This is a genomic window from Dactylosporangium sp. NPDC005572, assembly GCF_040605515.1.
Classification (GTDB): Bacteria; Actinomycetota; Actinomycetes; order Mycobacteriales; family Micromonosporaceae; genus Dactylosporangium.
In genome coordinates this window covers 1-17,967 of record NZ_JBEXCY010000080.1, presented here as the reverse complement: position 1 = coordinate 17,967, position 17,967 = coordinate 1, and the positions used below count along the sequence as shown (strand labels likewise).

Genomic DNA, 17,967 nt, shown 5'->3' with positions numbered 1-17,967 from the left:
CCCCGCCATATGGCGGGGGTAGACGCGCCAGTTCCCGCCATGGACCGGTTCCCGGCAGGTTCCACGTTGGCCGAGAGTGAGTGAGCCAGCTCACAGGGAAGGGGCCAACCCATGCCGGACCTGCACGCCACCACTGTCGCCGCCGACACGCCGATCCGACCCGCTTTCGACGCCGAACTCGCGCCCGCCCTGGAGGCGGCGCGGGAAACGCTGATGCCGTTCAGCACCGAGAACCTGCCGCTCCTGCGGCAGGCGATGATCGACGGCATCCCGGGGATGGAGCAGTCCGACCTCACCGCGGGCGGTCTCGTCACGCTCGAGGAGCGCACGGTTCCCGGGCCGGCGGGCGAGCCGGACATCACCGTGCTCATCCTGCGGCCGGCGAACCCGACGGGACCCGTCGCCGGGATCTACCACACCCACGGCGGCGGCATGGTCGTCGGCGACCGGAAGGCCGGGGCGGACATGTTCGTGCCCCTCGTCGCCGAGGGCAAAGCCGTCGTCGTGTCGGTGGAGTACCGCCTCGCCCCCGAGCATCCCGACCCCGCACCGGTCGAGGACTGCTACGCCGGGCTGGTGTGGACCGCGGACAACGCCACCGAACTGGGCATCGACCCGCAGCGGCTGATCATCGTCGGCGGGAGCGCCGGCGGCGGACTGGCGGCGGGAACGGCGCTGCTCGCCCGCGACCGCGGTTTCCCCACGCTCAGCCATCAGGTGCTGATCTGCCCGATGCTCGACGACCGGCTGGAGACCCACAGCAGCCGCATGCTCGACGGCGAGGGGGTCTGGGACCGCAACGACAACCTGTACGGCTGGACCGCGCTGCTGGGCGAGCGACGCGGGGGACCGGCCGTCTCGCCGTACGCGGCGCCCGCCCGCGCCGAGGACCTCACCGGGCTGCCCCGCACGTACATCGACACCGGGTCGGCCGAGTCGTTCCGCGACGAGGCCGTCACCTACGCCACCCGGCTATCGCAGGCGGGCGTCCTCGTCGACCTGCACGTGTGGGGCGGCGGCTTCCACGGGTTCGACATGATGGCACCCCACGCCGCGGTCTCCCAGGCCTCGCGAGCCACCCGCGACGAGTACCTGCGGCGGGCAATCGAGGGCTGACATCGCGGCTGACCTGCCGGAACTGGTGCCCGGCCGGCCGGTGCGGCATAGTCGGGGTGGAGGTGCACGTGCGGGACCTGATCGGCCGGCTCGAAGTCGGGAACGACGACGCGGCCACCGCGCTGCGGGTCATCGACCACTTCGACCACCTCGTCGACGAACGGGCCCCGGTCGGCGCGTTCATCCGGGCCGCCGCCGCACTCGCCGCCTGCCCCGCCGGCGCACACCTCGCCGACCGCGGGCTGACCCGCCGGTTCCTGCCGGACGGGCGGACCCTGCCCGAGGACGACGACCACACCTGGCCACGCGTCGCGGTGCCCGGCGGCACCGGCTCATCGGTGTGGCTGGAACGGGCCGGCCCCGCCGGTCCGCTGGACGCACTCATCCTCGAACGACTGTCCCGCAGCATCCAGGCCCTGACCGCCACCCTCATGCACAGCTCCGCCGCGGCGGCGGTCAGGATCGCCTGCGACCCCGACGCCACCGCGGCGGACCGCCGCGACGCCACCACCCGACTGGGGCTGGCCGGAGCGGTCACCGTCGTCGTCCGGGCGTCCGGCACACCGCCGTCGCCCCGCAGCGCGGAGATCGGCCGCCACCTGGTGACCCTGCTGCCCGGGACACCGGTGCTGCCCCACGACGTACGGGCCGGCGCGGCGACCGCCGAGCATCCCGACCAGCTCCCGGCCGCCCTCGCCCGGGCCCGCGTGGCGCTCCGCCTGGCCGACCACCCGAGGGGGATCGGACCCTCGCTGGTGTTCCACGACCAACTGGGCGCCATCGCCGCCGTCGCCGAACGCTTCACCCGGCAGGAGGCCGCCGCCGTCGAGGACGTCCAGCAGCTCGACCGTCTCCTCACCAACCACCCGTGGGTCGTGGAGACGCTCCAGGCCGTCCTGCACCACACCAGCCTGCGCCAGGCGGCGGCCCAGCTGCACGTCCACCACTCGACCCTGCACGACCGGCTGGCCTGGCTTCCCGCCCGGCTCGGATACACCCCGACCGACCCGGCCGGCCGCCGGCGCGCGGCCGTCGCCCTGATCCTCTGGACGATCGCCCACTCCGACGACGACGGCCACTGAAGCCAAGCGGGCAGCGACTCCGGTGGCCGCGGGCGCTGCCGGAAACGGTTTGCGGCAGCGGCCGTGACGCCGGAGCATCGGCCGCCGTGGGGATCGACTACAGCTACCGGGTCTACGTCCACCGGCGCGACGCCGGGCGGCTGCTGCGCGAGGTCGCCGCGTGGTGTGTCCCCGGCAGGGACGAGCACACCGACGTCGTGCTGCCCGACGGCGCGACGGTGCGGCTGCCGGGGACGTACCGCTTCGAGGCCGGTCGCACCGTCGTGCTCGCCGACGCCGTCGCCGGCCGGCCGGCGGCCACGTTCGACCTCGCGCCGTGCTTCGAGCCGTCCTCCGCGCCGTCCTTCGCACCGGACGATCCGCTGCTCGGCTACGCCGACGACCGCACCACCCACACCTTCCCGGACGGCACCACGAGGGTCGCGGTGGCGCTCACGTACCTCTTCGTGTTCGACGCCGGCAGCCTGCTGCCCGGCCACTGGCTGTTCGACTTCACGCCGGCCACGAGCGAACAGAGCCGCCTGTTCCTCGCCTCCCCGTCGATCCGGCGGGCCTTCGCCGGGCTCGCCGACGCGCCGCTGTGCCTGCTCGACGTCGAGGAGCGGTACAGGATCGTCGTGACCGCCCACGGCCGCGAGATCTCCACGCGGGTGCCCGGCCCGTGCGTCCTGTGGGACGTCATGGCCCCGCCCGCCGAGGCCTACCGCGACCTGCGCGACCCGACCGGCCGGTCCCGCTGGATCGTCGGCCCGGGCGACCCCGCGTACGCCGAGTTCGCCGCCGACCTGGCCCACCACTCCGAGGTCCCCGGCACCGTGCGCTGACCGCGGGACGGGAAATTTCCGACGCGATTCCTGGCGGCTAGTGTGTCCGCCGTGGAGGAACGGCGGCTGCTGCGCGACCCCGGCTTCCGGATCTGGTACCTCTCGCGGGCCGTCAGCTACGCCGGTGCCATGGCCGCCACCGTGGCGCTGCCGCTGCTCGCGTACCAGCTGACGGAGTCCGCCCGCGTCACCGCGACCGTGGCCGCGCTGGAGTCGCTGCCGTACCTGCTCATCGGCCTGTTCGCCGGGGCGGCCGCCGACCGGATGCGCCGCCGGGCCATGATGATCGGCGCCGATCTCTGGTGCGCCCTCGCCACGGCCACCGTCCCGGTGGCGCACGCGGCGGGTGTCCTCACCGTGCCGCACGTGCTCGCGGTCGCGTTCGCGGTCGGGCTCGGCTTCTGCTGGTTCGACGCGGCGGCCTGGGGCGCCCTGGCCCGAATCGCCGGCCGCGACCGGCTGGCCAGGGCCAGCAGCCTCATCATCTCCGCCCAGACCGTCCTGCAGATCACGATCCCGGCCGCCGCCGGCCTGCTGGCGACCCTGACCCACCCGGCGGTGGTCCTCGCCGCGAACGCCGCGACCTACCTGGTCTCCGCCGCGCTCCTCACCGCCCTCCGCGGCGACCTCGACCCGGCCAGCGGCCAGCCGACCAGCATCCGGGAGGGCATCCGGTACCTCTGGCGCCAGCCCACGATCCGCACCCTCAGCCTGACGGGGTTCCTCCTGTCGGCGTCCACCGGCGGCGCGGTCGGCCTGCTCGTCGTCCACGCCCACGAGGGCCTGGGCCTGCGGGTCCCCGACAGCCGGCTCGGCCTGCTGTACACGGCCGGCGCGGTCGGCGCCCTGCTGGCCGCCGCACTGTTCCCCGCGCTGCGCCGCCGCCTCGGCCCCGGCCCGGTCTCGATCCTCGGCTACGCCCTGTTCACCGCGACCCTGTCGGCGTTCGCGCTCACCGGCGCCTTCGTCCCGGCGCTGCTGATCTGGCTGGTCTGGCAGCTGGCGGTGACGGTGGCCACGACGAACGGCATCCTGGTCCGCCAGGAGCTGACCCCCGACGAACTGCAGGGCCGGGTCAACACGACCGGCCGCATGATGGCCTGGGGAGGCACCCCGTTCGGCGCGTTCCTGGCCGGTGCGCTGGCCGAGACGTGGGGCACCCGGGCGGCGCTGCTGGCGATGGTACTGCCGGTCGCCGTGGGACTGCTCGCCCTGCTCTGCTCCCCGATCCGCACCCTGCGCACGCTCCCGGCGGAGATGGTCGCAACGCCGGCCCAGGCCCGCCGATGACGTGGGTGGGAGGACGACCCCGCTGCCTTGGTATACACATGCGACGCTTCGTGGAGGGGGACCACCGTGGGGTACGAAACCAGGTTCACCGGCGCTGTGACGATCACTCCCGCGCTGAACCAGCATGAGATCGGCTACCTGTTGGCGTTCGGCGAGACCAGGCACGAGCCTCGGTCCACCGGCCCCTACGCGCTCGGCTACGGCGACGAGCTCGACGGCACCGGGGATCCGGACCCGGGCAAGCCCGGGTACTGGTGCAAGTGGGCGCCGACCGCCGACGGCACCGCGATCGCCTGGAACGAGCACGAGAAGTTCTACGACGCCGATCTCTGGATGGGGTACCTGGTGCACACGTTCCTGCAGCCGGACGCCACCGTCGCGCGGGAGCGGGTCGATCCGCTGCCCGGCCGGGTGTATCCGCCCGCGTTGGACAGGTTCACCTTCAACCACGTCGTCGACGGCGTCATCGAGGCCGAGGGTGAGTGGCCCGACGACCGCTGGCGCATCGAGGTGCGCGCCAACGCCGTCTACGTGGTGCGGTTGTGGACCGAACCGGACCACTCCGAGTACCCCCGCACCCACCGCGACGACTGGACCGACGAGCAGCGGGCCGACTTCGCCGCGCGAACCCGGCACAATTTCGTGTACCTGGTGCGGGACGGGCGGTTGCACGAGGTGGGCCCGGCGGACGGGACGTCGTTCGACCCGATCCCGGCCGCCGTGGACTGAGCGCGGGCCGGGGTGTCCGCCCGGGTCAGAGCCATCCACCGTCACGGCGGCGACGAATGGAGAGGTAGGAGCCGACCGGCCGACAACCCAAGGGAGACCCCATGCGTACCGTGCTTCGTTTTGCGATCACGCTCACCGCGGCCGGCGCCGTGGTCATTGCCTGGCAGGCCGCTGCGTCAGCCGCCACCGCGATCGAGTACGGGCTGATCGCGGCGCTGATCGCGGTGGCCTGAGCCGCTGATCCCACTGGGCCTGCCGGCGCGCGGCCGGTACCAGGGACGGCCGTCGCGGATCAGGGTCGCGGCGAGCATCAGGGCGGCGGTCAGGCCGGTGACGGCCCAGCCGGCGCTGCTGATCGTCCAGTCGCCGAAGGCATCGCCGTACCCATAGGGAAAGACCGGCAGGTGCTCCTCGACCGGCCGGACGAGGGCCCACGCGGTGGTCACCGGAACGACGACGATCGCCCAGCGCTGGCCCGGGGTGGCCTCGCCGGCTGCCCGGCGCCGGGTGACCCAGGCGGTCGCGACTGTCGCCGCCGCGAAACCCTGGACGAGTACGGCCCACGGGTGGCCGTAGAGGTCCGCGCGGGCCCACCAGACGGCGGCGCACCACGCGGCGAGCAGCGGGGCGATGCCGGCGGTACGGGCGAGGGTCCGCCAGGCCAGTCCTCGTGGGGCGGGGTCGACCACCGCGGCAGCCGGCTCGTCGAGACACCAGCCGACCGCGCCGGCGAGGAGCCCGACCGCGGTGCCTTGCAGCGGCCAGAGCGTCCAGCTGTCGTACCGGACCGCTGCGAGCAACCCGGTGATCAGCAGGGAGGCCGCGGCCACCAGCGGCCAGGGCACCGCCCTGGCCGCGTGGTGCAGCATCGACGAGCGCAGCATCAGGAGATGGGACCGGTGATCGGGTTCCAGGTCGCCTCGGGCAGCCCCAGCAGCATGGTGAGGACCAGGGCCACCGCGGCGACGCCGGCGGTCGCGCCGATCAGCAGGCGGAGCCGGGCGCGATCGGACTCCGGGTCGTGGTAGATCGCGACGAGCACGCCGAGCGCGCACAGCGCCAGCAGGTAGGCGACCCACAGGTGGGGGGAGCCGGGCAGCGCCAGCCAGTGCCCGGTGCCGGAGTTCCAGCCGAACGGGCCGTACCAGTACGTCCACGGCCAGGCGACCCGCCACCGCCAGGTCGCCTCGAAGTTGCCCTGCAGGATGATCGTGACCAGCACGACCAGGACGACCGCCAGCGGGGTGACGCCGCGGCGGGGAAGCCAGCGGGCCAGCAGCAGGCCGAGGATCGGGCCGCCGAGTGCCGGGACCACGCCGAGGGCGAACATCACGGTGAGGACGTAGCCGTCGCCGAACGGCGGGAACGGTACCGTGTCCGGCGTCGGCGGGTAGACCAGATAGGTGACCACTGCCGCCGCGTACCACAGCACAGCGGTGGCGACGGGCACGACTGTTGCCGCCGCGAGCGCCGCCGTCCGGGTTCGCTCCGGGACGGCGACGGTGCCGGCTGCCGCCGCGGCGCGATCGGACCGCCTGGTCAGCCCGGCCATGACGATGAGGCCCAGGACACCGAGCAGTGCGGCCGGGGCGATCATGTCCATCGCCGCGGACGGCTGGTGGTCCGCGGCGCCCCGCGTGGCCGAACCGACGAACCCGGCCACCGTGACGGCGACGAGCAGGGCCGTTCCGAACCAGTAGAGCTTGGCGCCGAGGTAATGACGGATCTCCCGGCGGGCCAGGACGCGGAGCATGGGTGCGGTGGTGGTGGCGGTCGTGGTCATGCCGGAGCCCCTTCGGGTGTGGCGCTTCTGAGCAGGAGGTAGGCGTCCTCGACGGTCGGCTCGACGGCCGAGGAGTCGGGGGCGGGCCGGCCGCCGACCGACCGGATGAGTCCCGTTCCCGTACGCCAGGTCTGGACCGCACCGGGGTTGGCGGACGGGCCCTGGTGCACGCGGCCCGCGGCGGTGGCCAGCAGGTCCGGCACGGTGCCGTCGAAGCAGACCCGGCCGGCGTCGAGCACGACGACCCGGTCGCACAGCGCCGAGACGTCCTCGGTCTGGTGGGTGGAGATCAGCACCGTGCCGGGCCGGCCGGAGAGCAGGCCGCGCAGCGAAGCCCGCTGCTCCGGGTCCAGCCCGGTGGTGGGCTCGTCGAGGAGCAGCAGGGCGGGGTCACCGAGCAGCGCCTGGGCGATCGCGAGGCGCCGCCGCTGCCCGCCGGAGAGCGCCTTCACCTTGACGGTGGCGCGCTCGGCCAGATCGACGAGCGCGAGCACCCGGCGGACCTCATCGTGACGGCCCGTGGTGTCGCCCCACTCCTTGAGCACGGCGATGTAGTCGAGGAACCCGAACGCGGTCATGCCGCGGGGGAAGACGACCTCCTGGGGCAGGTAGCCGATCCGCCGGCGGGCCTCGGTGCGCTCGGCGTGCGAGCCGGTGACCTCGTGCCCGGCGACGGTGACCGTGCCGGCGCTCGGCGACAACGCGCTGGACAGGACCCGCAGCATCGTGGTCTTGCCCGCGCCGTTGGGGCCGAGCAGGCCGATCACGCCGTGGTCGAACCGGATCGTGGTCGGGTGCAGCGCGACCGTACGGCCGTAGCTCTTGGTGACGTTGTCGAGGGTGACGGTCATGGGGCGACTCCCCGGGTGTGTTGGGTGGTGGTGACGTGGACGAGCACGACGCCGAGGACGACCACGACGAGGGCGAACGCCGCCTGGCCGGGCCCCGTCGCGGCGCCGTCGATGCGGTCGGCCGCGGCGGCTGCCAGGGCCGCGGCGAGCCAGCCGCCGCCCACCACCGCGCAGGCGATCCACGCGGTGAGCCAGGTCAGCAGGATGAGCGCGGTCACGGTGAGGGCCAGCCCGGGCAGCAGCCAGGTGGCGAAGTAGCCGCGCAGGGCGGGCACGGCCAGGGCGACCGCCACGGTCAGCGGGACCGCCGCGGTGAGGGCGGCGGCGGCGCGGAGCAGGGCGAGCCGGAGCTTGGAGAACGGCGTGGTCTCGGTGATCTCGCGGAGCGGGTCCGTGGCGTCGTACGCCGCCACCACGGCCAGCACCGGGATCAGGGGCGCGATGACGAGGAACAGCGCCGGCGGCCCACCGGGCAGGTGGACCGGGACCAGGCCGGTGAGCAGCGCGCAGCACACGGCGGCGCCGACGGCGACGGACCAGGACGTCAGCAGGTCGCGGGCGGCGCCGACGACGACCAGGTCGGCGCCGGGCACCTTGAGGCGGGCGAGCAGGCGCAGCACCCGGGACTGCGCGGGCGCGGTGAGCTGGGCGGTGATCTGGTGGTGGACCGCGTGCCAGAGCGGCTCCACGTCCCCGACGACCATGCGCGCCCCGTCGCGGCAGCCGGGACACGACGTCACATGCTCCTCCACGGCCGATTCGGCCACCGCGTCCAGCCGGCCAGCGGCGTACGCGCGCCAGGTCGTCTCGTCGATGTGCCAGCTCATGCCAGTCCCTCCATCAGCTGCTGCCGCAGCCGTGCCTTGGCCAGCCGCACCCGGCTCTTCACCGTGCCCTGGGGCACGCCGAGCAGGAGCGCCGCCTCCTTCGTGCTGAGGCCGTCGAGGACCGTCACCTGCAACGCCTGCCGCAACTCCGGTGACAGGCCGCGGAGGCCGGCCCCGAGATCACCGTGCTCAACCGCGATCAGCAGCTCGTCCTCGGCGCTGCGCAGGCTCGGCGACAATGCGGAGATCACCTGTTGACTGACCGGCGTCGGCTGCCGCCGCGCCCGCAGCCGCGATACGAGCTGCTTGATGGCGATGCCCCACAGCCAGGCGCCGACGTCACCGTCGCCGCGGTAGCGGCGGGCGTTGTGCCACACCGCGACGAACGTGTCCTGCACCGCCGAGGCGGCCAGCTCCTCGTCGGATGTGCGCCGCCGCAGCCGGAGCAGTACCCAGGCCGAGTGCCGCTCCACCAGCGCCCGCAGCGCGCTCTCGTCGCCGACCGCGACCTGCGCCAGCAGGTCGGCGTCGCTCAGCGGTGGCGTCCCCATGACCTCACTGTCGCGACTGACGGCCCGATCGGATCACCGCCGAAGCGGCAAACTTTTCGGCTGCAGATCGCGGCTGGATGGGGACTGCCAGCCGATCGTTCGGGGGGACGCTCAGCTCGCGGGTACCGCGCGCGGCGACCCGGTTCTGGAGCGCTGGAACTCCGCGACCCAGCGCGGCACAGGCGGCTCCTCGCCGTCGTCGATCCGTTCCACGGCGACCTCGCGCAGGCCGCCCCGGTTCGAAGTGCCGGTCGCGAACAGGCCGATCTCGGCGCGGGTCAGCGGCCACGGCATGCGGCCCGGGTGATCGTCGTCATCGCGGGCACGGGCCAGGACCAGCAGGGTCCCGCCCGGCGCAACGAGTGCGGTGGCCTGCTCGATCGCGGCGGTTCGGGCCGGCCCTTGCAGCACCTGGACGGTGTAGATCTCCACCACGAGGTCGAAGGCCCCGCTCCAGGCCCGCGGCGGGTCGAGGAGATCCGCGGCCACGTAGGACACCGCCGAGCCGGGAAACCGGCGGCTTGCCCGCTCCACCGCGGTGGGTGCGATGTCGAAGGCGGTGACGTCGAACCCCAGCGTCGCCAGGAACTCCGCGTCGTCGCCGTAGCCGCAGCCCACCACGGCGGCCCGTCCCGGTCCGGTGACCGATCTGCGCGCGGCCCAGGCGGTCAGCAGCGGGTTCGCCGTCAGATCTGCCCAGGGCACGGTCGCGCCCCCGGTCTCGGCCCGCGCGTACAACGTCTCGAACCACGCGGTCGACTCGCCGTCGCCGGCGAGCGCCCGGGCCTGCGCCCGATGATCGGTCGTCACGATGCCTCCAGCAAACCGTACGTACGTCTTGCTAACCTATCGGGACCACGACCACGGTGGCAACGGCTGAACGCTTCCCGCTCAGCCGCGCGGATCGCGGTTATGAGCGTGCACGAGTTCTGGGGAATGCGATGATCGCAACCGCAGCGGATCAGTAGTGAGCGATGATCTGTGCGACCGGGTGGCCGAGGAGATCAGCCACTCGGGCGAGTTCGCCGGCGTCGAGTTCATCCCGGGCTTGAGTGGGGTTCATGGCACTGATTTCGAACCGGGCGAAGCCGATCGGTTCCTCATAGCGCAGGCTGTCCAGTTCGATGACGGCTCTGCAGCAGGGGACTGTCACGTCCAGGTGATCAAAGCTCACGCCGCCGTTCTGTCTGACCAGGCTGCCCAGCCAGTCCATGGCAATGTCACCGTCGCAGCACGGGCAGATGATTCGGGTGGTGTACATGCCGGCGTCGATCAGGGTCACCCGGTGATAGAACCTGTTCTCCACCCGCTCGACGGCGTCGCCTGGACCCGAGAGCAGGCCCGTCATGTAAGCCGCGGCCGATGCGGCGGTCGCCGGCGCGGGCTGCCAATCTCGATCAGTCGGTATCAATCGGATGTAGGTGTCGCTCACAGTCCTCAGCGTGCCTCGTACCGCGGCTCCGAGGGCGCCCGGGCCAGCTCAGTCTGTGCGCGCAACTGGGTACGAGCGCGCCGGCGTGTCTGACTCGCGGCGACGGGGCGTGACGATCAGCGAGTCATTGTCGAGATCCGCGCTGCCGTCGCCCTGATCCTCTGGACGATCGCCCACTCCGACGACGACGCTCACTGGACCGACCGTCGGATGCTGTTGCACGCCCCGCCGATCCGGCCCCACGGGCAGCGACTCCGGTGATGCTGTCCGAGTCGCCGGCGCCCCACCGGAAACCGGGCGACCCCGCGTACGCCGAGTTGGTCGCCGACCTGGCCCACCACTCGAGGTCACCGGCACCGTGCGTTGATTCCGGGTCGGGAAATCGCGAATGGCGCATCCTCGGCAGCGGTTCCGGTGGCCCAGTCCGGGACGCCCGCGCCCTACGCTCGGCCCGGTTGCCACGACCTTCCGGGCCGAGCAAGGGGGAGTTCCATGTCGAAACGTCCACGGCACATCCTCGCGATCCTCACGCTGGCGTTCGCCACGACGGCGGTCGCCGTCGCGGCGCCACCCGCCTACGCGGCGCAGACGATCACCTGGGGCACCACCGCGGTGGCGTACCGCGGGCAGACCGGCCCGATCGCGCTCGTGTGCCCCGCGGGCGGCGCCTACTGGAACGTCTACGGCACCGGCACGTACACCGACGACTCCTACATCTGCACCGCCGCCGTCCACGCGGGCGTGATCACCTACGCCGCCGGCGGGCCGGTGAGCATCACGCCGACGGCGGGCACGGCGTTCTACGTCGGCACCATCCGGTACGGGGTGTCGACCTTCTCCTGGCCCACCAACCCCAACGCCGGGTTCACGATCGCCGGGGCGACGACAGCACCCGGCGAGATCGACTGGGCCCGCAGCGCGACGGAGTTCCGTGGGAGGAACCAGAGCTTCACGTTCGTCTGCCAGGCAGGCGGCGGCTACTACAGCATTTACGGCACCGACACGTACACCGACGACTCCCGCATCTGCACGGCCGCGGTCCACGCGGGCCGGATCACGTACGCCGGCGGCGGCACCGTCACCGTCACACCCAGCAGCGGCCTGTCGTCCTACACAGGCACGGTCCGCAACGGCGTGACGAGCTACTCCTGGCCCAGCCCCGCCCCGGCGTTCACGTTCAGCTGAGGCGACCCGGGCAGCCGGCGTCTCCTCGGCTGAGATCGGCAACGTCGTCAAGGTCGGCCTGGCAGCCGGCGACGGGCTGTATGGTCGTCGCCGTGGTGCCGACGTTCGAGGCGGTGTACTGCGACGGGTGGGACGGCGGTGTGGTCAACCCGCTGACCCCATCCATCGCGCAGGCCCGTGACGCGGCTGGCGAGCCGTACACCGTCGTACTGTTGATCGACGGTCGGCGGCATGCGGTGCTGGATCTTTCCTGGGTCGATGGGTACTGCTGCGTGTCGCGCTTCGACGCTGCCGGCCGACAGGTGTCCAGGCATGTGTTACGCGGCGCTGCCGACGGTGACCTGTTCTTGCGCCAGGCCGCCGCCTGGGACGGCCCGCCCGATGTTGGCGAGCACGAGTATCCGCACGTCGCGGCCCGGACGTCCACCACGTACCGCCTGTCCGGGGAGCGCACCGACGTCATCGAGCCGCGAGGCGACCTGGGTCGACGGCATGAGTCCCGCTCGGTACAGCCACCGCCTCGGCTGCCGCTTCCAGGCTTCGGCCGATGGCAGGACCTGCTGGGTCTCGCCGGGGACGGGCCAGCTGCGATCGTCGACGCGATCCGGCATCCGTTGCCGGTACGTACCGCAACCCGACCGCCGTGGCGGCCGCCCCGGCCGTTGCAGCCCGACGGCATCGAGGTCCTGTTCACCCCCGGTGCACAGGTCGAGTGCTCCGGCCGGAAGCTTCGCCTGTCGGTCCACGCCCCCGGGCACCTGCACCTGCCCTCCGGCCGCCCGGTCGCCGCTGATCCCTCCTCGTTGGACCTCGGCGCCAAGCCGTTCAGCGTCACCGTGCCGCCCGGGTCGTATCCGGTCTCGGTCAGCCTCGCGACCTTCGTCGACGACCCCCACCACAGCCGGGTCACCGCCGCCCGCCTCGACGTCTGCGACCGACCGGCCATGCGATGGGAGCTGGCGCTCCGAGACGGCCAGGAACCGCTCGACCTGGGCCACCGCGAGTTCTTCGGCTTCGGAGTAGACGCCGGCATGGCCTGTTTCGTCGACGCTGACTCCATCGACCGTATGAAGGACGTCTGGCGTAGGCTCGACGGCCTGGTCAAGCCCCGCTACCGTACGGTCGGTTCGGGGGACATGGTCGCCTGGTCCAGCGGGTGGGGCGACGGCGTCTACCCCACCTGGATCGGCTACGACGCGACCGGCGCCCCGACCTGCTTCGTCGCGGACATGCTGCTGTTCTCCACCGACGAAGACGAACACGAAGACGAAGACCAGCGCGCGGATCGCGGGTAGCAGAGGGTCAGCCCGCTCGCCTGTGGCGCCTGTTGTGAGCAGACGCAGGCTGGCGAACTGGAGGTCTCAGCGACGGCGGCGGTACACCTAGGGTGGCGGTATGCAGATTCCCGGTCTCGGTGCCGTCGTCGAGGATGCCGACCTAGGTGGATACGTCAGCGCACCGATACCGGTACGGGCGCTGGGTGGCGCACCGCGCCGCATCATTGTCGAGGGCTATGACGACGACCCGGCCCAGGAGGACATCCACGCTGCCATCCGGACGTTCCTGACGCTTGACCCCGCCGCGCTGACCGCGGCCACGCCGTCGATCTTCGCCTACTACCGGCATGTCATGGAGGATGTCGTGGCGGCCGGCGACGACGACTGGTACGTCGAGATCGAAGGTCCGCACGACGTGCTCGACCACGTCCGGTTCGGCGACGAACCGACGGTCAGCCGTGACCCGTACGGCGACCGGCGCGTCTACATCTCGCTGGAGTGCGAGTGTGACTGGGAACCCGAGCACGGGCTGCAGATCGTGTTCCGCGACGGTCGTGAGGTCAGCAAGGTCGGCCCGTACAACGGCCACCTGACCAACGCCAACGCCTACGACGATGACAGGCTCGACGGCGTCATCTACTACCGCCCGGGGCATTGAGCGACCGCGGCCGAGTTGCCGGTGGAGCCGGCGTTGCCGGGCACCGCGTCAGCCGTTGACGACCAGGACGTCGCAGCCGGCGCGGTGGGTGACGACCGACGGGACCGAGCCCAGGCCCGGTCCCGCGGCGGGCCCCAGGCCGTGCCTGGCCACGACGATCAGGTCGGCCGACTGGGCCTCCGCCACCGACAGCAGCGCCTGGTACGGCGTGCCCTCGACCAGCTCGGCCTGCGGCTCGGGCGCCCCCGCGGCCACGACCCGCGCGACCGCCGCCCGCACCGCCTCCTGCGCGGCCCGCATGCTCAGCGTGCCGTCGTACTCCGACCCGGCCGGACTGTAGGCACAGACCACGATCAGCTGCGCGTCCGGCGTGTCCGCCAACTGCGCGACGGCCCGGTCGACGGCGGCGAGCGAGGATGTGGAGCCGTCGGTCCCGACGACCACAGTGGTGTACAGCATCAACGTTTTCCCCCGGCTAAACGCATTCAGGCAACGGTCCGTGGCGGACGGCATCGATGTCAATAGAAATAGCGTGCCGTGCGTTACGGTCGGGGTGTGCGATGGATCATCTACGGGCCCGGGGCCGTCGGGGGCGTGGTGGCCGGGCGGCTGGCCGGGTCGGGGCAGGAGGTCGCCGTCGTCGCGCGCGGGGCGCACCTCGCGGCGATCCGCCGTGACGGGCTCACCCTGCGCCAGCTCGGCGGCGACAGCGTGCACCGGCTGGAAAGTTACGGCGACCCCGCCGAGATCGAGTGGCGGCCGGGCGACGTCGTGGTGCTCGGGATGAAGAGCATGGACACCGAGGACGCGCTGCGCCGGCTGGAGGTCGACGCCCCGGTCGTCTGCCTGCAGAACGGCGTCGTCAACGAGCGCCTCGCTTTGCGGCGTTTCCCCCGGGTGTACAGCGTGTGCGTCATGCTGCCGGCCGCCCACCTCGCGCCCGGGGTGGTGGAGGCGCAGTGCGCGCCGGTGCCGGGCATCCTCGACCTGGGGCGGTACCCGCACGGGGTCGACGACACCGCCGCGTCCCTGTCGGAGGGCCTGCGCAAGGCCGGCTTCCACTCGGAGCTCAGGCCCGACGTGATGCGGTGGAAGTACCGGAAACTCCTCATGAACCTCGGCAACGCCGTCGAGGCGCTGTGCGGGCACGCCGACGGCCTCGAGGACGCGGCCCGGCCCCTGCGGGAGGAGGGCGAGGCCGTGCTGCGCGCGGCCGGGATCCCGTTCGCGTCGGCCGCCGAGGACGCCGAGCGCCGCGGCGACATCCTCCAGCTGCGGCTGCAGCGCGACGGCGGCTCGTCGTGGCAGAGCCTGGCCCGCGGCACCGGCACCGTCGAGGCCGACTACCTCAACGGCGAGATCGTGCTCCTGGGCCGGCTGCACGGCGTGCCGACCCCGGCGAACGAGACGGCGCGCCGCCTGGTGGTCGACGCGGCGCGCCGCGGTACACCTCCGGGAAGCCTCACACCCGCGCGGTTCCTGGAGGCCGTGCGCGAAGCCGCCGGCTGATCGCCGCCCTCCAGGTGGTCGACGGCCAGGTCGTGGGCCAGGTCGTCGGCCGGGAAGTCGTGACCTTGCGCACGAAGGTGCCGGGATCCGGCGCGCCCCTTGGCAGGATCCGTGGTGTGGGTCTGCAGGCGGTGCTCTTCGACATGGACGGAACCCTGGTCGACAGCGAGAAGGTCTGGTCGGTCGGCCTGACCGAGCTGGCCGCCCACTACGGCGGCGAGCTGTCCGAGCCGGCCCGCAAGGCGATGGTCGGCACCAACATGACCGACTCGATGCGCATCCTGCACACCGACCTGGGCCTCCCGACGGGCCGCGCCGAGACGGACGCCTCGGTGGTGTGGCTCGAGGACCGGGTGAAGTTCCTCTTCCGCGACGGCCTGGTGTGGCGGCCCGGGGCCCAGGAGCTGCTGGCTGACCTTCGGGCGGCAGGTGTACCCCTGGCGCTGGTCACGGCCACCCACCGCCACCTGGTGGACGTGGCGCTGCTGACGATCGGCGCGGCCAACTTCGACGCGGTGGTCGCCGGCGACGAGGTCGACCTGACGAAGCCCCACCCGATGCCGTACCTGACGGCCGCGTCGCTGGTCGGCGCCGACCCGGCGTCGTGCGTGGCGGTGGAGGACTCCCCGAACGGCCTGAAGAGCGCGCGGGCGGCGGGCTGCGCCGTCCTGGCCGTCCCGTGCGAGGTGGAGCTCGACCCGCAGGGCGTGACGCTCGTCGACTCCCTCCTCGACGTCGACGTCGACTACCTGCGCAAGCTCGTCCCGTAGCGCTCAGGCGGTGCCGGTCGCGCGGGACAGCAGCACCCGGCGGTTGCGGGTGCCGGTCTTGGTGAAGATGGACTTCAGGTGGTCCTGGACCGTGTTCTCGCTCAGGAACATGCGGGCCGCGACCGTGCGGGTGTCCGCGCCCGTCGTCAGGTGCTGCAGCAGTTCGGCCTCGCGCGCCGCGAGGCCGCAGGCGCGGGCGAACACCGCGGTGCGCTCGGCGGGGGAGCAGTCCTCGACCGTGACGGCGATCTGGGCGTCCGGGCGTTCACCGGGGCCGATCCGGGCCGCCCGCAGCGTGAGCCAGCGGCCGGCGGCGAGGTGCAGGCGGGCCAGCGGCGGCTGGTCGTCGACGCCCTCCTCGACCGCGACGAGCTGCGCGGCCACGTTGTAGGCCACGGCCGGGACGGGTTCCAGGTCCGCGGGCGGCGGCAGCAGCCGGGTCAGGTACTCGCGCGTCGGCGACGTCTGGCCGAGCACGCGCAGGCCGGCGTCGAGCAGCAGCACGACGGGCGCGGGGTCGCGGGGCGCGCCGGCGGTGGTGAAGGAGGCGGCCTCGCAGCGCCGCAGGTGCCCGGTCAGCGCCGCCGCCACGTCGTCGAGGAACGCCAGCTCGTCCCGGTCGAACGTGCCGCCGCAGCGCCACAGGTCGAGGAACGCCCAGCACCCGTACCGGTCGCGGAAGACCACCGACGCCACGTCGGTGACGCCGTGGGCGTGCAGCAGCTCCCGCCACACCAGGCTGTCGGCCGGCACCGTCAGGCGTGCGGCGGCCGTCAGGCCCGTCCAGCGGTTGACCCGGGTGAGGTACTTGAGCCGGATGAGGCGCGGCAGGTCGGGCATGAGCTGCGGCGGTACCGCGGCCAGCGGCGCCGTCCCGACCGACGTCTCGGGGTCGGTGAGCGCCCAGACGTGGGCCGCGAACGGCACGACGCGCCCGATCTCGCCGAGCACGGCGGCCCGCAGCGCCCGCGAGTCCGTCGCGGCCTCGCCGATCCGCCGGACCCGCTGCAGTGCCGCCGCGAAGACCACAGCCTCACCGTAGAACCCCAGATCTCTGGGATACGGCAGGCGCCCCGCGGCTGCGTAGCGTCGGCCGCATGACAACGCTACGCATCGAGCACGCGATCACCGACTACGCGACCTGGCGCACCGCGTTCGACTCGTTCGCGGAGGCCCGCACCCGCGCCGGCGTCCAGCGGTACCGCGTCCTGCGTCCCGTGGACGACGACCGGTACATCTGCGTCGACCTCGACTTCGCGACCGCCGAGGCCGCCGAGGCCTTCCGCACGTTCCTGCGCACGACGGTGTGGTCCGACCCCGGCCGGGCCCCGGCCCTGGCCGGCACGCCGACGGCCCGGATCCTTGCCCCGGCCGGCGACGCCGGCTGACCGCGGCCGTAATGGGCGTGCCCGGCGCGTCCCGGCCTGCCACGCTCGACGGCGTGACGAAGGCGACGGCGGACCATCGGGACGTGGAGCAGGAGCTGCGCGCGGCGGGGTGGACCCCGTGCGGCGCCGGGGACTGGGCGATCGCCCTGCGCTCACCGGACGGCGCGGCGGCCGCGCGGATCAGTCCGTTCGACCCCACCGGGCCGTACACCGCGGCGCTGTACCTGCAGGCCGCACACACCCGCCAGGTGCCGGCGCTGTTCGCGCACCGGCGCCTGGCCGGCGGTGGCGACCTGCAGGTGCTGGAGTGGCTGCGGCCGGTCCCCGAGGCCGAGGCCGAGGCGATGCACCGGGCGATCGCCGAGCGGGCGCCGGAGGTCGCCGACCTGGTCGACGTCGTGCGCCGGGTCCACGAGCAGGCCCGGCGCGAGCTGCCGTGGTGCGGGCCGCTCGACCACAACCCGGCCAACGTCATGCGCGCCGCGGACGGCCGGCTCGTCGTCGCCGACCTGTTCTACGCCGACGGCCCGGACCTGTACGCGGCCGCGGCCACCGATCCCGACCGGGTTGCCGCGCTGATCCCGCCGGACGAGCGGCGGTTCATGACCGAGATCCCGCTCGCCGCGTCCGGACCGTGGCAGCCCGGGCAGCAGGAGGCGATCCGCGCCGCGCTCGCCGCGGCCGACGCCCGCCGC

22 protein-coding genes are annotated in these 17,967 nt (G+C 73.1%); 12 read left to right on the top strand and 10 right to left on the bottom strand.

Going from position 1 to position 17,967, the window contains the following annotated elements; translation table 11 throughout:
• Positions 1–111 precede the first annotated feature (111 nt).
• From ABZS66_RS31695 to ABZS66_RS31675, 5 genes are all read left to right on the top strand, one after another.
• Positions 112–1,116 (top strand): alpha/beta hydrolase, encoded by a 1,005-nt coding sequence (locus ABZS66_RS31695; protein ID WP_354764088.1) that lies wholly within the window; start codon positions 112–114, stop codon positions 1,114–1,116.
• Positions 1,117–1,184: 68 nt separating this feature from the next.
• Positions 1,185–2,198: a helix-turn-helix domain-containing protein gene (locus ABZS66_RS31690; protein WP_354764086.1), complete on the top strand. Its 1,014-nt coding sequence runs from the start codon at positions 1,185–1,187 to the stop codon at positions 2,196–2,198.
• A gap of 86 nt (positions 2,199–2,284) precedes the next feature.
• The gene (locus tag ABZS66_RS31685; RefSeq protein WP_354764084.1) at positions 2,285–3,022 is read left to right on the top strand and encodes a hypothetical protein; all 738 of its coding nucleotides are present in this window, start codon (positions 2,285–2,287) and stop codon (positions 3,020–3,022) included.
• Positions 3,023–3,073: 51 nt separating this feature from the next.
• The gene (locus tag ABZS66_RS31680) at positions 3,074–4,312 is read left to right on the top strand and encodes an MFS transporter (RefSeq protein ID WP_354764082.1); all 1,239 of its coding nucleotides are present in this window, start codon (positions 3,074–3,076) and stop codon (positions 4,310–4,312) included.
• A 96-nt stretch (positions 4,313–4,408) separates the two neighbouring features.
• On the top strand, positions 4,409–5,041 hold the full coding sequence (locus ABZS66_RS31675) for a hypothetical protein (protein ID WP_354764080.1): 633 nt from the start codon (positions 4,409–4,411) through the stop codon (positions 5,039–5,041).
• 176 nt (positions 5,042–5,217) lie between these two features.
• Here ABZS66_RS31675 and ABZS66_RS31670 read toward each other — a convergent pair whose 3' ends face one another.
• The 8 genes from ABZS66_RS31670 to ABZS66_RS31635 form a co-directional block, all read right to left on the bottom strand.
• Positions 5,218–5,925, bottom strand: a complete 708-nt coding sequence (locus tag ABZS66_RS31670; protein WP_354764078.1) for a hypothetical protein — start codon at positions 5,923–5,925, stop codon at positions 5,218–5,220.
• Positions 5,925–6,824 carry a hypothetical protein gene (locus ABZS66_RS31665; RefSeq protein ID WP_354764076.1) on the bottom strand — a complete coding sequence of 300 codons (900 nt, stop codon included), beginning with the start codon at positions 6,822–6,824 and terminating at the stop codon, positions 5,925–5,927. The genes ABZS66_RS31670 and ABZS66_RS31665 overlap by 1 nt, the downstream gene beginning before the upstream one ends.
• On the bottom strand, positions 6,821–7,675 hold the full coding sequence (locus ABZS66_RS31660; RefSeq protein ID WP_354764074.1) for an ATP-binding cassette domain-containing protein: 855 nt from the start codon (positions 7,673–7,675) through the stop codon (positions 6,821–6,823). The genes ABZS66_RS31665 and ABZS66_RS31660 overlap by 4 nt, the downstream gene beginning before the upstream one ends.
• A complete protein-coding gene (locus tag ABZS66_RS31655; RefSeq protein ID WP_354764072.1) occupies positions 7,672–8,502 on the bottom strand; it encodes a zf-HC2 domain-containing protein in 831 nt (276 codons plus the stop codon). Before ABZS66_RS31655 ends, ABZS66_RS31660 begins: the two co-directional genes overlap by 4 nt.
• Complete coding sequence (locus tag ABZS66_RS31650) at positions 8,499–9,053, bottom strand: RNA polymerase sigma factor (RefSeq protein ID WP_354764070.1); 555 nt, start codon at positions 9,051–9,053, stop codon at positions 8,499–8,501. The genes ABZS66_RS31655 and ABZS66_RS31650 overlap by 4 nt, the downstream gene beginning before the upstream one ends.
• A 111-nt stretch (positions 9,054–9,164) precedes the next feature.
• Positions 9,165–9,863, bottom strand: coding sequence for a class I SAM-dependent methyltransferase (locus tag ABZS66_RS31645; protein WP_354764068.1), 699 nt, complete (start codon positions 9,861–9,863; stop codon positions 9,165–9,167).
• A 151-nt stretch (positions 9,864–10,014) separates the two neighbouring features.
• On the bottom strand, positions 10,015–10,485 hold the full coding sequence (locus ABZS66_RS31640; protein WP_354764066.1) for a hypothetical protein: 471 nt from the start codon (positions 10,483–10,485) through the stop codon (positions 10,015–10,017).
• Between the two features lie 48 nt (positions 10,486–10,533).
• Entirely contained in the window at positions 10,534–10,680 is a 147-nt protein-coding gene (locus ABZS66_RS31635; protein ID WP_354764064.1) for a hypothetical protein, read from the bottom strand.
• Positions 10,681–10,977: 297 nt separating this feature from the next.
• Between ABZS66_RS31635 and ABZS66_RS31630 the strand changes: the two genes are divergently transcribed.
• The 3 genes from ABZS66_RS31630 (at position 10,978) to ABZS66_RS31620 (ending at position 13,605) form a co-directional block, all read left to right on the top strand.
• Positions 10,978–11,670, top strand: coding sequence for an LCCL domain-containing protein (locus tag ABZS66_RS31630; protein WP_354764062.1), 693 nt, complete (start codon positions 10,978–10,980; stop codon positions 11,668–11,670).
• 92 nt (positions 11,671–11,762) lie between these two features.
• On the top strand, positions 11,763–12,965 hold the full coding sequence (locus ABZS66_RS31625) for a DUF4241 domain-containing protein (RefSeq protein WP_354764060.1): 1,203 nt from the start codon (positions 11,763–11,765) through the stop codon (positions 12,963–12,965).
• A gap of 100 nt (positions 12,966–13,065) precedes the next feature.
• Positions 13,066–13,605, top strand: coding sequence for a hypothetical protein (locus ABZS66_RS31620; protein ID WP_354764058.1), 540 nt, complete (start codon positions 13,066–13,068; stop codon positions 13,603–13,605).
• 48 nt (positions 13,606–13,653) lie between these two features.
• Here the strand turns inward: ABZS66_RS31620 and ABZS66_RS31615 are convergent, their stop codons facing one another.
• On the bottom strand, positions 13,654–14,064 hold the full coding sequence (locus ABZS66_RS31615) for a universal stress protein (protein WP_354764056.1): 411 nt from the start codon (positions 14,062–14,064) through the stop codon (positions 13,654–13,656).
• A 96-nt stretch (positions 14,065–14,160) separates the two neighbouring features.
• Here ABZS66_RS31615 and ABZS66_RS31610 point away from each other — a divergent pair, with 96 nt between their 5' ends.
• Positions 14,161–15,114 (top strand): 2-dehydropantoate 2-reductase N-terminal domain-containing protein, encoded by a 954-nt coding sequence (locus ABZS66_RS31610; RefSeq protein WP_354764054.1) that lies wholly within the window; start codon positions 14,161–14,163, stop codon positions 15,112–15,114.
• A 131-nt stretch (positions 15,115–15,245) separates the two neighbouring features.
• Entirely contained in the window at positions 15,246–15,884 is a 639-nt protein-coding gene (locus ABZS66_RS31605; protein ID WP_354764142.1) for an HAD family phosphatase, read from the top strand.
• Positions 15,885–15,887: 3 nt separating this feature from the next.
• Here ABZS66_RS31605 and ABZS66_RS31600 read toward each other — a convergent pair whose 3' ends face one another.
• On the bottom strand, positions 15,888–16,913 hold the full coding sequence (locus tag ABZS66_RS31600; protein ID WP_354764052.1) for a helix-turn-helix transcriptional regulator: 1,026 nt from the start codon (positions 16,911–16,913) through the stop codon (positions 15,888–15,890).
• Positions 16,914–16,981: 68 nt separating this feature from the next.
• On the opposite strand from ABZS66_RS31600, the gene ABZS66_RS31595 reads away from it, so the two are divergent.
• Both ABZS66_RS31595 and ABZS66_RS31590 read left to right on the top strand, forming a co-directional pair.
• Positions 16,982–17,272, top strand: a complete 291-nt coding sequence (locus tag ABZS66_RS31595; protein ID WP_354764050.1) for a hypothetical protein — start codon at positions 16,982–16,984, stop codon at positions 17,270–17,272.
• 53 nt (positions 17,273–17,325) lie between these two features.
• Positions 17,326–17,967 (top strand): hypothetical protein (locus ABZS66_RS31590; protein ID WP_354764048.1); only part of this gene is annotated, 642 nt, incomplete at its 3' end.